This is a genomic window from uncultured Sulfuricurvum sp. (assembly GCF_937936435.1).
GTDB lineage: Bacteria > Campylobacterota > Campylobacteria > Campylobacterales > Sulfurimonadaceae > Sulfuricurvum.
Window position 1 is genome coordinate 54,010 of sequence record NZ_CALDDG010000051.1, and the last position, 12,824, is coordinate 66,833.

14 protein-coding genes and 3 tRNA genes are annotated in these 12,824 nt (G+C 48.2%); 11 read left to right on the top strand and 6 right to left on the bottom strand.

The features are described 5' to 3' along the window. Positions 1-53 precede the first annotated feature (53 nt). From Q0389_RS06130 to Q0389_RS06165, 8 genes are all read left to right on the top strand, one after another. Positions 54-512, top strand: coding sequence for a hypothetical protein (locus Q0389_RS06130; protein WP_298692764.1), 459 nt, complete (start codon positions 54-56; stop codon positions 510-512). Continuing rightward, on the top strand, positions 509-1,588 hold the full coding sequence (locus Q0389_RS06135) for an FtsX-like permease family protein (RefSeq protein WP_298692766.1): 1,080 nt from the start codon (positions 509-511) through the stop codon (positions 1,586-1,588). The genes Q0389_RS06130 and Q0389_RS06135 overlap by 4 nt, the downstream gene beginning before the upstream one ends. After that, entirely contained in the window at positions 1,585-2,223 is a 639-nt protein-coding gene (locus Q0389_RS06140) for an ATP-binding cassette domain-containing protein (RefSeq protein ID WP_298692768.1), read from the top strand. Before Q0389_RS06135 ends, Q0389_RS06140 begins: the two co-directional genes overlap by 4 nt. Then, on the top strand, positions 2,201-3,757 hold the full coding sequence (locus Q0389_RS06145) for a hypothetical protein (protein ID WP_298692769.1): 1,557 nt from the start codon (positions 2,201-2,203) through the stop codon (positions 3,755-3,757). Before Q0389_RS06140 ends, Q0389_RS06145 begins: the two co-directional genes overlap by 23 nt. Beyond that, a complete protein-coding gene (locus Q0389_RS06150) occupies positions 3,754-4,707 on the top strand; it encodes a hypothetical protein (RefSeq protein ID WP_298692771.1) in 954 nt (317 codons plus the stop codon). Before Q0389_RS06145 ends, Q0389_RS06150 begins: the two co-directional genes overlap by 4 nt. Continuing rightward, positions 4,704-5,231 carry a YceI family protein gene (locus Q0389_RS06155; protein ID WP_298692773.1) on the top strand — a complete coding sequence of 176 codons (528 nt, stop codon included), beginning with the start codon at positions 4,704-4,706 and terminating at the stop codon, positions 5,229-5,231. Before Q0389_RS06150 ends, Q0389_RS06155 begins: the two co-directional genes overlap by 4 nt. A 73-nt stretch (positions 5,232-5,304) precedes the next feature. Beyond that, complete coding sequence (locus tag Q0389_RS06160) at positions 5,305-6,321, top strand: PAS domain S-box protein (protein WP_298692775.1); 1,017 nt, start codon at positions 5,305-5,307, stop codon at positions 6,319-6,321. A gap of 66 nt (positions 6,322-6,387) precedes the next feature. Next, complete coding sequence (locus Q0389_RS06165; RefSeq protein WP_298692777.1) at positions 6,388-7,698, top strand: EAL domain-containing protein; 1,311 nt, start codon at positions 6,388-6,390, stop codon at positions 7,696-7,698. Here Q0389_RS06165 and Q0389_RS06170 read toward each other — a convergent pair. Further along, the gene (locus Q0389_RS06170; protein ID WP_298692779.1) at positions 7,676-8,581 is read right to left on the bottom strand and encodes an MBL fold metallo-hydrolase; all 906 of its coding nucleotides are present in this window, start codon (positions 8,579-8,581) and stop codon (positions 7,676-7,678) included. The genes Q0389_RS06165 and Q0389_RS06170 overlap by 23 nt on opposite strands. Before the next feature lie 9 nt (positions 8,582-8,590). After that, positions 8,591-9,634 (bottom strand): AraC family transcriptional regulator, encoded by a 1,044-nt coding sequence (locus tag Q0389_RS06175; RefSeq protein ID WP_298692781.1) that lies wholly within the window; start codon positions 9,632-9,634, stop codon positions 8,591-8,593. Between the two features lie 84 nt (positions 9,635-9,718). Here Q0389_RS06175 and cowN point away from each other — a divergent pair, with 84 nt between their 5' ends. Both cowN and Q0389_RS06185 read left to right on the top strand, forming a co-directional pair. Then, complete coding sequence (cowN, locus tag Q0389_RS06180) at positions 9,719-10,021, top strand: N(2)-fixation sustaining protein CowN (protein ID WP_298692783.1); 303 nt, start codon at positions 9,719-9,721, stop codon at positions 10,019-10,021. 63 nt (positions 10,022-10,084) lie between these two features. Beyond that, a complete protein-coding gene (locus Q0389_RS06185; RefSeq protein WP_298692785.1) occupies positions 10,085-10,975 on the top strand; it encodes an AEC family transporter in 891 nt (296 codons plus the stop codon). On the opposite strand, the gene Q0389_RS06190 is transcribed toward Q0389_RS06185, so the two are convergent. Next, the gene (locus tag Q0389_RS06190) at positions 10,972-11,208 is read right to left on the bottom strand and encodes a CDGSH iron-sulfur domain-containing protein (protein WP_298692787.1); all 237 of its coding nucleotides are present in this window, start codon (positions 11,206-11,208) and stop codon (positions 10,972-10,974) included. The two genes, Q0389_RS06185 and Q0389_RS06190, sit on opposite strands and share 4 nt — an antisense overlap. 136 nt (positions 11,209-11,344) lie before the next feature. Here Q0389_RS06190 and Q0389_RS06195 point away from each other — a divergent pair, with 136 nt between their 5' ends. Further along, positions 11,345-12,328: an alpha/beta hydrolase gene (locus tag Q0389_RS06195; RefSeq protein WP_298692790.1), complete on the top strand. Its 984-nt coding sequence runs from the start codon at positions 11,345-11,347 to the stop codon at positions 12,326-12,328. Positions 12,329-12,419: 91 nt separating this feature from the next. Here Q0389_RS06195 and Q0389_RS06200 read toward each other — a convergent pair. From Q0389_RS06200 to Q0389_RS06210, 3 genes are all read right to left on the bottom strand, one after another. Continuing rightward, positions 12,420-12,507: transfer RNA gene (locus tag Q0389_RS06200), tRNA-Ser, on the bottom strand. Between the two features lie 32 nt (positions 12,508-12,539). Beyond that, positions 12,540-12,613, bottom strand: a tRNA-Cys gene (locus tag Q0389_RS06205). 6 nt (positions 12,614-12,619) lie between these two features. Then, positions 12,620-12,706, bottom strand: a tRNA-Leu gene (locus tag Q0389_RS06210). Between the last annotated feature and the right edge of the window lie 118 nt (positions 12,707-12,824).

Genomic DNA, 12,824 nt, shown 5'->3' on the forward strand with positions numbered 1-12,824 from the left:
TTATCCTTTTTTCTTCTATACTCTCATTCAGGAAATTGATATAAGGGTTTTTTATGAAAAAGGTTCTCATTGCGCTATTGGTAGGGCTCAGCGTCTGGGCTGCACCTTATAAAGTAGGACAGTCGGTCGCGCCGCTTGATCTGAGCGATCAGTTCGGGAAACGCTACAGTATGAAAGCGATGCCGAAAACGTTGATTATGGCATTCGAAAAAGGGACGGGAGCAACGGTCAACGAGTATCTTGCCGCACAGGGGAAAGGGTATTTGGACAAAAACAAAGCCGCTTTCGTCGCCGATATCAGCCAAATGCCCAATTTTATTACCGAAGCATTTGCCCTGCCGAAAATGCGTAAATATCCCCATACGGTTTTACTGATCCGCGACGAAGAACAGGGTCTGCGATTTCCGGCCGAAGAGGATAAAATTACCGTAATGAAATTTCGCGGAAACTTCCTTCAATCGGTCGATTACATCACTACTGCCGATGAGCTTAAAAAGGCGATCGAGCAGTGATCACCGCGCTGAAAGCTCTGCGCAAAAACCGCTTTAAAACCGCACTGATTTTTATCAGCATGAGTGTTTCGATTGCGGCGATCTTTTTAATCAGCGCGATTTCGGGCGGCGTAGTGAGCATGTACAGCGCGATGCTCAAAACCGACGGAGATATCATCGTAACCCAGCGCGGAATCGCCGATACGTTTTTCAGCGATATCAACCGTTCCTGGAGCGCTCCCATTATGAAGATGGACGGGGTGAAAGAGGTCAGCGCCCTTATCCTGGGAGCCGCACCCGTCGACCCGCTTCCGATTGTGGGAGTGTATGGTGTCAACAAGGGGCGTTTCAAGAGCTATTCTCTCGTCAGCGGAAGCTATCCGAAAGCCGGGGAGGTACTACTGGGATCGAAAATCGATCAAAGCCTCAAACATCCCGAAACGATCACCCTTTCGAAAAAAGAGTTTCATGTCAGCGGAGTCTTTAAAAGCAAGATCGGGTTCGAAGACGGAGGGGTCGTCATGAATCTGACCGACGCCGGGGAGGTGTTCCATAAAAGTGCATCGATCTTTTTGGTTAGCCTCGGAAATTTGGAAAAAAGCGACGCTTTGATCCGGCAGATCAATGGATTGGACTCCGATCTGGAAGCCAAAACGACCGACAGTTTCATCGATTCGTACAACCAGTTTAAAATTATCCAGACCAGTTCCGACGTGATCGGGGCGATGGCTTTTCTGATGGGGATTTTGGGAATCGTCAGTATGATGAGCATGGTAGTCAATGACCGGAAAGCGGAGTTTGGGATCATGCGCTCGCTGGGTCTCTCTTCGGGTGTGATTATCACCCGGCTGCTGAGCGAAACGCTGATTATCGCTCTGGCCGCCTTCGCGGTTGCATGGGGGGTGAGTGAAGGGGTGCTGGAACTGATCAAGCATGCCGATAAATTTCAAGGCTACATCAACGGAGAGATTACCGTCGCGTTGTTATGCAAGGTGTTCATCGTCTCTGTGGTGATGGCATTGGTGGGGACGCTGCTTCCGGCGGTATACGCATCGCGCATCGATCCGATGAGTCTGATCCAAAAGGGGAGTGCATGAATATCGAAGCACACGGTCTGGAACACTTTTACGGACAGGAACATGTACTGCGGGGAGTCGACATAAGCCTCAAAGCGGGGAGCTTTACGGCGATTATCGGAGAGAGCGGAAGCGGAAAAACAACGCTCCTTTCGATTCTATCGACACTTCTGCACCCCTCAAAAGGGAGCGTCGCATACGATGGCAAAGCGCTTGAGCAAGTCGGCAATATCGATCATTTTCGCCGCCGCCATATCGGGTTTGTGTTTCAGTTTCATTATCTAATCTCCTATCTGAGTCTGCGCGAAAACGTTGCGCTGGCGGCGTTGGGGGAGAATGAAGCCAATATCGATCTTTTGCTGGGGAGTCTTGGCATCGAGCGTCTGGCAAAACGCTACAGCGACGAGGTCTCAGGCGGCGAGCGGCAGCGTGCCGCGATCGCCAGAGCCCTGGTCAACCGTCCCTCCATCGTTTTTGCGGATGAGCCGACGGGAAACCTGGATACGAAAAATGCGTTGGGCGTTTACGAACTGTTCCGCCGTTTTTCGGATGAGGGGATAGGGTTCGCGGTGGCGTCGCATGACAAAAAAATAGCCGATTTTGCCGATACGATTATTGAAATGGAGGACGGAATTGTTAAAGCAATTCATACATGATGAACTTCCGCTGCTGTTCGTTTGGTTGATTCTGGGACTCTGCGCGGGATTTTTGTACTCGATTCAACTGCTTGGAATCGATGAAGCTGCGGCCGTGCTGCCTCTGGAACGGGCCCGATCGCTCCATATTTCGCAGATGCTGTACGGGTTCTTCCCTCTTTTGCTGTCGCTTCTGCCGTTCGCGTTGTTTGAAAAAGAGGGAGTTCTCACCGCAGGTGCAATCAAAAACCTGCGCCGCTATTTCGTCGTTTGGAACACCTTTTTACTCTTCATGAGTCTGGCCTTGGTCTTCGGGAATTTACGAGGACTGCCGTTTTACGATTTCCCGTATCAGCTGAATTTTCTCCTCGCTTTCAGCGGCGTGTTTTATTTGATAGCCCTTGTGGATGCCCTTCGCCGGTATGAGAGACGCCCTTTGTGGGTCAATGTCTCTTTGGCGGTTGTCATGGTAGCACCGATCCTGCTGATCGTCTTGATGAATCCTCAGTACGGGCAGGTAGAAAAAACCCTTGTCGGCCCGCACGGCGATAATACGCTGGGGATGAGTTTTGCCCTGTTGCCGCTGTATTATCTGTTGATCAAGCTTGCGGCCAAGAAGCCGTTTGTTCCGCGATGGCATCTGCTTTGGATTATCCCTTTGGCCGGGTATGTCGTTTCTTTGTTCATCCGTAATTTTCTCCATTCTCTGAGTTATAACGAAGAGTGGTTTTTTCAGTATCTGACCCTATTGTATCTCCCGTTATTGTGGCGATGGTGGAAAGATGCGGGGCTGGGCTTCTCTCATAACCCCTATCTTTTCTTTTCGATCGCGGCATTCGTGTTTGTCGATGCGGAGGGGAATCTGCTGTTTATTCCGCAGATTCGGGAACTCATCCATCGAAACGATTTGGTCGTAGGACATGCGCATATTGCGATGGGGATTGCCGTGGCATTTATGGCGCTGAGTATCGTCCATCGGTATCTGCCGGGGCTTATCACCCGTGCCTGTGCCATCGGATGGACGACATTGGTCGCGTTGATGGCTTTTTCACTCACTCTGGCGGGGATGGCGGAAGCGGGATGGATACATGCCGATGTTCAGTGGTTTTGGGGTGCGAGATCGCTGTTCGGATTCGTGTTGATCGTCATGGTAGGGCAAATCCTGTGGCGGCGGTTGAGACCCGGAACTCTCAGCGGATTGGAAGCGTATCATTGGATCGGGCTGATGAGCGACTTCGGCGGCGGTGCGCTACTGCTTTTGTTCGGGGGATATCTATTCCATATGATGGGATTTGGCTTTAGCGGAACGTATGAATATATCGTATTTGCGTTCATGATCGGAACGGGAATCGTTCACTGGTACGGATTGCAGGGCGATCCGGAACGGATGGGAGCGGCAAGTGCGGCGATACGGCTGCTGGTATCGGCAACGTTTTGCGCACTGTATATGGCGGGCGTATTGGACGGCATCGCCCTTTTGGTCGCCGCCTATGACGGAGCCTTTGGCATGCTTTATTGGCTGTGGCTGCGCGGGTACCCGAAAGAGGCTGTGTGAATTTTCTCGTCCTAGTCCTCAGCTCGCAGCTTTTGTATTATCTATTGATCGCGCAGACGGGTGTCGTCGGTGCGTTTGATTCGCACATCCATGATCTCTACACACTCCCGATCGGCGGAGTGTTGGGAACGGTGGCAAGCGCTTATTGGAATCATCGCCATATCCGAGGCGAGTTGTTCGGATTGTTTGCGCTTCAGCTGTTGATCTCATGGTTTTATCCCTATTATTCACTCAGCATGCTCTTTTCTCTGGGGTTTGTCGTCGGTTATACGACCCCTTTGCTGTTGTATCTATTCAGGTCTCAAAGCCTGGGAAAACTGGCACTGGGTCTAGGGATATCCTATGCGGTCGGAACGGCGCTGTATACCTATCCGTTTTTAGAACGGGGCTCCATTGCGATCACGCTTCCCGTTATATCGATCGTATCGCTCTATTTTTCATCGGTACAACCGCCCCAAGAGGATGATCAAAAGCCTTTCCGATGGGGGCTGCTCGGCATTATGATGTTATGGATTTTTGCCGATTCGGCACTTTTTGAGACCTTGAGCCGTTCGGACGGGATGGATATTTGGAGCCGCTACACCGGATTGATTATCGCATCGCATCTGATCGGCGTGTTTCTGGCGTATCGGTACGGCAAAGAGTTGTTGAATCAAACCCGATTGATCTGGATACTTTTTGGAATCAGTTACGCCCTCTACTGGCTGAGAGAACCGATATTCCTTTCCATTGTCTATCCGATAGTAATTTCTTATTATAATGTTCTGTTATTTCAAGCGTTAATCGGAATAGGAAAGATACGATACATCGCCTTGTCGATGGTCGGAGTCGGCTGGATCGCGGCATCGGCGGCAAACGGGGTGGCATTGGAACACCGTCTCTGGATCGCCGCGATAGTTTTGGGAATGTTTGGGATAATATATCCGTGGTATATGAGGAGAATCATATGAAAAAAGTGGGATTATCGGCTATTTTAGTGTGTGGAGCCCTTTTTGCGGGACCGCTTGGATTTGAATCGGGAAGCATTAAAGCCCATACGGAAGTTTTCGGAGACAGTACCATCGATCCGATGGCAAAAAAAGCGACTTCTCATCTGAGTATGGACGCTGCCGCAACGACGTTAAAAGGTTCAGTCGAAGTCTCGATGAGCGATTTGTTCAGCGATAACAAAAAACGGGATGAACATATGCAAGAAGCGTTGGAGTCTTCGGTATTTCCCAAAGCGGTCTTCGATATCAAAGAGGTCGTAGCCAAAGGAGGGGATGCCTACACCCTCAAAGGGATGATGAATCTGCACGGTGTCGCCAAGCCGATGAGTTTTGAGGGGACGATCGTAGAAGAGGGGGAAAAAGTTCATCTCAAAGCATCGAGTGCACTCAAAATGAGCGATTTCGGAATCAAGCCGATCAAATTGATGTTTCTGACGGTACGCGATCAAGTCGATTTAAACGTGGACATGACGTTAAAACGTTAAATTTCTCTTTTTAAAAGGATATAATATATTTTATAACGGTTAAATATAAAGTATCCAATAAGAGGAAGCAAAAATGGACAGCATCGTGCAGTCGCTTTTCATGGACGGAATGGAGACGGCGAATATCGGTATTTTTGCAATCAATGAAGAGGGGAAAATCCTTTACGTCAACGGGTATGTCTGTGACTATCTCGGATATACGAAAGAGGAGATGCTTTCCAAATTTGTGTGGGAAATCAATCCCTCTTTAGACGTCCATCCGTTCAAGATGAAAGAGGCAACGGAATACAAAAAGCCCACCGAAGCTTTTCATATCGCCAAAGACGGTACCCGTATCCCCGTCGAAATCTCCAGTTCCCTCTATACGATAGAGGGGCATACTTATCGAACCGCAATGGTACAGGATATCCGTATCCGAAAGAAAAATCTCGAAACCATCGCTCTCTTTCATGATCTTTTAAATAACTCCCACGATATGGTTTTTATTATACGAATCGATGACGGGTATATCGATTACGTCAATGAAACGGCAATCAGTGTAACTGGATACACGCTGGAAGAGATGAATGAGGTCGGAATAGAAAGAATCCGTCGTCCGCTGAAAGAGGAAGATACGTTTTTTCGCCATTCGCAGGAGCTGAAACAGGTCGGAAAACTGACCGATCATGCGATCGTCGTCCGAAAAGACGGGACGGAGTTTCCGGTTGAGGCGAATGTACGCTATCTTCACCGTGACGGGATCGATTACGATATCGCGATCGTCCGCGACATCACCGACCGGATCGAAGCCGAACACCGCCTTGAGCATATGAATCAGATTTTGGAGCGCGCCGTTGCGAAAAAGACGGCCGAACTGCAAAAAACGGTTGCATTCCTTAACGCGTATAAACTGGCGCTCGATGCGGGGAATATCGTCTCCAAAAGCGATTTAAAAGGGCGAATCACGTATGTCAATGAAAATTTTTGTACCGTTAGCGGATACAGCAGCGAGGAGTTGATCGGTCATCCCCATAGCATCGTCCGCCATCCCGATACCGACGTTTCGGTATTCCGATCCCTATGGTCGACAATTCAGTCGAAACAGATATGACAGGGGATTATCAAAAACCGTAAAAAAGACGGAGGTTACTACTGGGTCGATCTGAAAATCGTTCCCTTGTGCAACCCCGAGGGGGAGATTATCGAATATATTGCCGTCCGGCATGAAGTGACGGAATTAATCGACCATCAAGAGACCCTTAAAAAAGTGTTGACTACCGATGCGCTGACTCACTACGGGAACCGCTATCGGCTGATGAATGACATCGGTATGGTCGATGAACCGTATCTGGCATTGATTAATATTGATAATTTTCGGGAAATCAACGATTTTTACGGGCATGAATTCGGCGACTTGCTCATTGTTGAAGTGGCCGGGGCGATCAATGAGGTTATTCAGGACCGAATCTCTAAATCGTTTTACCGCCTGAACGGAGACGAATATGCGATTCTCGGACGTGATATCACTAAAGAAACTTTTGTCACAAAAATTGAAGAGATCGTCTCTACCGTTGCCCAAAAAGTTTTTATTATCAAAGAAGAAGAGATAACGGTACAGATGACGGCGAGTATCTCGTTTGAAACGGATAAATCGCAGCTCTTCATTACTGCCGATATGGCAATGACGAGTGCCAAGAAAAATCAGCAGTCCCTTTTGGTGTACGATTCTTCTTTGTTGTTGAATGAAGAGTGTGAAAACAACGTAAAATGGACGAAAAAGATCCAAATGGCTATACGGCAGGACAAAATCATCCCGTATTATCAGCCGATCGTCGATAACGCGACGGGAGAATACTCGAAATACGAAGCGCTGGTTCGCCTGATCGATGAAGAGGACAAAGTGATCTCTCCGTTCTTTTTCCTCGAGATCGCCAAACGGACAAAACACTACGGTACGATTACCCAAAAAGTGCTCGAAAAATCGTTCGAATATTTTAAAGAGCGTGAGCTCTCTTTTTCGGTCAACCTTACTATAAAAGATATTATGGAACCGCAGACGCAGAAAATAATTTTTGATTTACTGGAAAAATACGGGATCGGTGAGCGGGTCGTATTTGAAATCGTCGAATCCGAGGGGATCGAGAACTTTGAGAGCGTCATCGGGTTTATCAAAAGTGCGAAGGAGTGCGGATGCAAAATTGCGATCGACGATTTCGGAACCGGATATTCGAATTTTGAATACCTTTTAAAACTCAAAGCCGACTTTATCAAAATCGACGGTTCATTGATCAAGAACCTTCATAAAGACCGTGAAGCCAAAATTCTCGTTTCGACGATCGTGAATTTTTCGAAACAGCTCGGGATGCAGACGATCGCCGAGTTTGTCAGCGATGAAAAGACGTTTGAGATCGTCAAAGAGATGGGAATCGATTACTCTCAGGGATACTATTTCGGAGAACCGAAACCTAAGGTCGTTCAAGACCTCTAAAACGGTATATCTCGCCGATTTGCAATACCTTGGAATTGAAGGGGTACGGTTTCTCTCTTATCAGCCGTTCAAACCACTCCCGAGGTTCGTTGATCGGTTCGTCCGAGAGGACAAATGTCCCGTAATGGATAGGAATAAGCGTTTTAGCTCTTAAATCGATAGCGGCATGCAGCGCTTCGGGCGGGTTGGTATGGTTGTGTTTCATGATTGCTTCGGGGCGGTAGGCTCCGATCGGCAGAAACGCTTCATCGATGTCAAAACGCTCACCGATCTCTTTAAAATGTTCACCGTATGCCGTATCTCCGGAGTGGTAGATCGTATGGTCGCTGTTTTGGATGACGTATCCTCCCCAGAGCGCCTTGTTGGTGTCGAACGGGGTTCGTTTGCTCCAATGTTTAGCCGGAACGAGGGTAATGAACAAACCTCCGATCATGACCGACTCCCACCATTCCAACTCAAAGCACCGTTCTCTGGCGATTTTCCCCTTCAGATAGCGCCAGAATCCGACCGGGGCGACGATAATCGTATCGGGATTTTTGCTCAGAAGATAATCGACGGAGGCTTTGTCGTAATGATCGTAATGGGCATGGGTCAGAAGAATGATATCGGTGCGAAATTGCTTTTTGGGTATCGGCAGCGGTGTATGGCGTTTGTATAAAGGGATATTCCCGAGTACGGGATCAATGGCGATAGTCGTCTGTTGCAGAGCGAGCCATACGCTCGCATGCCCCGTCCAGAGGAGGTATTCCCCTTCAGGGAGATTTTCGTGGCGCATGATCGCAATTGCGGACGCAACGGTTTCTTTTTTTTGAAACGATTTACGCAACTGCCATTTCAGTATGGTCGAAAACGAGATTCGCGGTGAGGTATATCGGTGAGGCATGGTATCCCTTTAGCGGCTTTGGCCCGATTGAGAGGCCGTCCATTCTCCCGGAGTCATCCCATACCATTGTTTGAACGCACGGATAAATGCGCTGGGTTCCGAGTAGCCAAGATAGACCGCGACGGTACTGATGTCGATTTTTTCTCTCAAATAGCGGGCAGAGAGTTTTTTTCGCACCTCTTTAAGAAGCTGCGTATGGCTGCTCCCTTCTGCTTTAAGCCGTTTTTGGAGGAGTCTGGGGTGTATCTTCGCTTTTAGGGCGACCGTTTCGAGCGAAAAATCGAGTTCACCCGCACAGACGAGAATAAGACCGGAAATCTCCTCTTTGAATCCGCCGCTGATCTCCATCCCCAAATAGGTTTCGGCTTCTTTCTCGAACATCTGCAAAAGGGAAGGATTTTCGTAGAGGGTCTTGATCGCCAATGCTTCCTTGGAAAAGATCAGAGCGTTTTCCGTTTCGTCGAAATAGAGTTTGTTTCCGAATACCCGGCGGTATTCGCTAAGGTCATTCGGCAGTGAATGGCGGAACGTGGCATATTCGGGGGTGATTTTTTCCGAAGCGATTTTGTTGATCAAGCTCAAGGCCGCGCTGAGGTGAATCTCGGATTGATATTTTCCCAGAGGGATAAGCTCCCCCGCATGGGAGAACATGAAACTGAGTTTATAGCGGTTTTGCGTCTCATCGAGCAGCGGTTTAAGACTCCGCCCGATCAGCGGATAGTAGCGGCACAGCTTTTGTAATGCTTCGTTGATGTCACGCGAATGGAGCAGGAGATAGCCGAATACGCCGAGCGAATGGGGATTTGCCCATTCGCCGAGTTTGAAGGAGAGGTTCGGATCGTCGGTAAATCGGGTCGCCTCTTCATAGAGTTCGGCGAGATAACGGGCATTCACCTGCGTCTCTTTACCTTGGAGCGTCCGCATATCCAGCCCGCGTGCCGATAAAAAGAGATCGCTGTCGAATCCATAGCGTTTTTGCAAAAACATTAAAATAGGCCATAAAATCTCGGCCCGTACCATTCGTTCGCGATGATCCGTTTTTGCTGTTCGCAAAATGTCTATCCTTTGTCACTCAAAGTCATTTGGCTTGGGTATCTCTCATTATACAATAACGCTCATATGAGTAAGGGGAAGAAAATGGATAAGAATAGTACAGAAGTGGCGGATCGATATGTCTCTTTTATGAACATCGATTGCTATCGCCACGCATCGGACGTTATCGATGCGATTTTGGAAGTGACGCAGGATGAGCGCTACAGTAACCGGTTTTGGGAAGTTTTTAAATCCAAAATACCCCAAACATATTTCGATAAGAATCCGGATGAAAAAGTGCTCTACCATGTATGCGCATCGGTATTTTATATCGAGGAACTGTTTGAAACGAGCAACCATGCCGTCGGTTTGGAGCTGATGAGCACATGCGAATATCAGTGCTGCTGAGATAATTTAGAAGATTGAAAGGGGGATGCGATTAGTATTCGCCCATAACAATCGGATGGAATCATGGAAGAGTTTATTTATATCATCGCCTTACTACTGATCGGCTTTGCCCTTCAAAAAGCCGATGCACCCGCCGATTTCGCCAAAAGCCTTAATTTTTTTGCGATCTATATTTCTCTTCCGGCCACGGTACTTCTGCAGGTGCCGAAAATCCATCTGGATATGTCTGCGCTGGGGGTTATCCTGATTCCGTGGCTGTTGCTTCCGATTACGATGTGGTTGGCGGTTGTCATGACTAAAAACCATCCGATCCATGTCCGAGCGGCATTGCTATTGGTCCTTCCTCTGGGTAATACTTCATTTGTCGGGATTCCGATAATTCACACTCTTTTGGGCGAACAGGCGATCCCGTATCTGTTGATGTACGATCAGTTCGGAACTTTTTTGATGCTTTCTTTGTACGGAAGTGCTATCGTCGCACGGTATGAGACGGGAAAAATCCATCCGAGACTGATTCTTAAAAAACTGTTTCTATTCCCGCCGTTTATCTTTCTGATTACAGCGATGGTATTCGGAGAAATGCCCTCTGCACTGACCCCGTATTTGAAAACGTTGGCATCGACGATGGTACCTGTAGCTTTGGTATCGGTCGGTTTTTCACTGCGTCTGCGGGGGGACGATATCGATTACCCTCTCTTTGCCAAAGCATTGGGCGTGAAACTGATCGTGATGCCGTTGATCGCTTTTGGTGTCCTGATGGCTATGGGGATGGAACCTTTAGCCCTAAAAACCGCAGTTCTCGAATCAGGAATGCCTTCTATGATTACGGCAGGGGCTTTGGCTATTGCCGCCGGATTTGCTCCGGCGCTCAGTGCGGCTCTGGTCGGATACGGCATTATCATTTCGCTTGTGACTTTGCCGCTGATCGCATACGTGCTGGAGAAAATCCTTTAGCTCCCCTGTTGATGCGATCCGTCACAGTAAGGTTTACGGCCTGAGCGGCCGCATCGGCAGAGCCATTTGTCGGTTTCCGCTTCCACGGAAAAGCGAATTGGCGTTTTATCGGTTCCGATATGTTTCCCGTCGCAAAACGGGAATGTTTCGGATAAACCGCAGGTGCAGTAGAGATATTCTACATCGGCATCGAGAGATGCTTTGAAGGGTTCGTTGACAAAGTGTGTTTCCATGAGACCGCTCCATACATAAAATAATGAAACATAATAACACGGCTTGAGTAACAAAAGGGTATAGTGTACGGATATTAGATAATTATCAGAGTGGATGGAGTACACTGCACGCACAGTATTTAAAAGGAGCTTCTCGATGCGCCGTCTTATCATGTTAATCGTCTGTACCGTTGTTTCGCTGCATGCGTTGGAGTATTACGGAAAAAATCTCGAAGGGTACTCGTACCCCTTTGAGGTTAAACGGTACAATCTGAATATTCAGAACCAAACGGTGAGTATGGCGTATATGGATGTAGTTCCGGAACATCCGAACGGGGATGCGATTATATTGTTTCACGGGAAAAATTTTACCGGAGCCTATTGGGAACAAACGGCAAAAGTGCTTGCGGCACAAGGATACCGTGTCGTCATCCCCGATCAGATCGGATTCGGGAAATCCTCCAAACCCGAGCATCTTCAATATTCATTTCAGATGTTCGCCTACAATACTGCCGCATTGATGGATCATCTCAAAATCGCTAAAAGCCACATACTTGGGCACTCTATGGGGGGAATGCTAGCGGTGCGGTATGCTCTGATGTTCCCGCAGCGGGTCGAAAAACTGATTTTAGAAAATCCGATCGGATTGGAAGATTGGCAGCGTTTTATTCCGAATCCTTCATTCGATTACTGGTATGTGCAAGAGCTGAATAAAAATGCGCAGGCTATATACCGTTATCAATTGGAAAGCTATTACGACAACCGTTGGAAAGCGCAGTATCAGCCGTGGGTCGATATTCTGGCAAGTTTCACACTCGGAGCGGACTATCCGAATGTCGCATGGAATCAGGCCCTCATCAGCGAAATGATCTTTACCCAGCCGGTGTGCTATCAGTTTGACCAGTTGAAAATGCCGGTATTGCTGATAATCGGGCAGCGTGACCGGACGGCATTGGGGAAACCGCTGGCGAGAGAATCGGTTCGAAAAGAGATGGGAAATTATCCTGAATTGGGGAGAAATGCCGCGAAAACGATTCCGAATGCCACATTGGTCGAACTACCGGGGATAGGGCATCTACCTCATATCGAAGCATTTGAACCTTTTATGAAGGCACTTAGCGCATTTTTGTCTCGAGACTGAGAAGAGTGATATTCAAGAGAGACGAAAATATTAGGCACAGTAAGATTTTTTGTTTATGGAAGTAACATAAATAGGAGGTTGTATGTGTGTATGGCGGGGAGCCAGAGATTCGAACTCTGGGAGGTATTACCCTCGTCGGTTTTCAAGACCGATGCAATCGACCACTCTGCCAACTCCCCGTGGAGTTTAAAGTCTATTTTTTTTCAAAAGCTGGAGGCGGCACCCGGATTCGAACCGGGGATCAAAGCTTTGCAGGCTCATGCCTTACCGCTTGGCTATGCCGCCAACCTGTGGTGCCCGGAGCCGGACTTGAACCGGCACAGTGTTACCACCGAGGGATTTTAAGTCCCTTGCGTCTACCGATTTCGCCATCCGGGCCTCGTAGAAAAAAAATATCCCAGCTCAAACATCATACGCAAATGAATGTTTCAACTGGGATGATCTGGAGCGGGAAACGAGGTTCGAACTCGCGACCCCAACCTTGGCAAGGTTGTGC

Bases quoted from the DNA above. Each gene is read 5' to 3' on its own strand.
- Q0389_RS06130 (WP_298692764.1), top strand. From the start codon at position 54: ATGAAAAAGGTTCTCATTGCGCTATTGGTAGGGCTCAGCGTCTGGGCT.
- Q0389_RS06140 (WP_298692768.1), top strand. From the start codon at position 1,585: ATGAATATCGAAGCACACGGTCTGGAACACTTTTACGGACAGGAACAT.
- Q0389_RS06155 (WP_298692773.1), top strand. From the start codon at position 4,704: ATGAAAAAAGTGGGATTATCGGCTATTTTAGTGTGTGGAGCCCTTTTT.
- Q0389_RS06160 (WP_298692775.1), top strand. From the start codon at position 5,305: ATGGACAGCATCGTGCAGTCGCTTTTCATGGACGGAATGGAGACGGCG.
- Q0389_RS06170 (WP_298692779.1), bottom strand. From the start codon at position 8,581: ATGCCTCACCGATATACCTCACCGCGAATCTCGTTTTCGACCATACTG.
- cowN (WP_298692783.1), top strand. From the start codon at position 9,719: ATGGATAAGAATAGTACAGAAGTGGCGGATCGATATGTCTCTTTTATG.
- Q0389_RS06185 (WP_298692785.1), top strand. From the start codon at position 10,085: ATGGAAGAGTTTATTTATATCATCGCCTTACTACTGATCGGCTTTGCC.
- Q0389_RS06190 (WP_298692787.1), bottom strand. From the start codon at position 11,208: ATGGAAACACACTTTGTCAACGAACCCTTCAAAGCATCTCTCGATGCC.
- Q0389_RS06195 (WP_298692790.1), top strand. From the start codon at position 11,345: ATGCGCCGTCTTATCATGTTAATCGTCTGTACCGTTGTTTCGCTGCAT.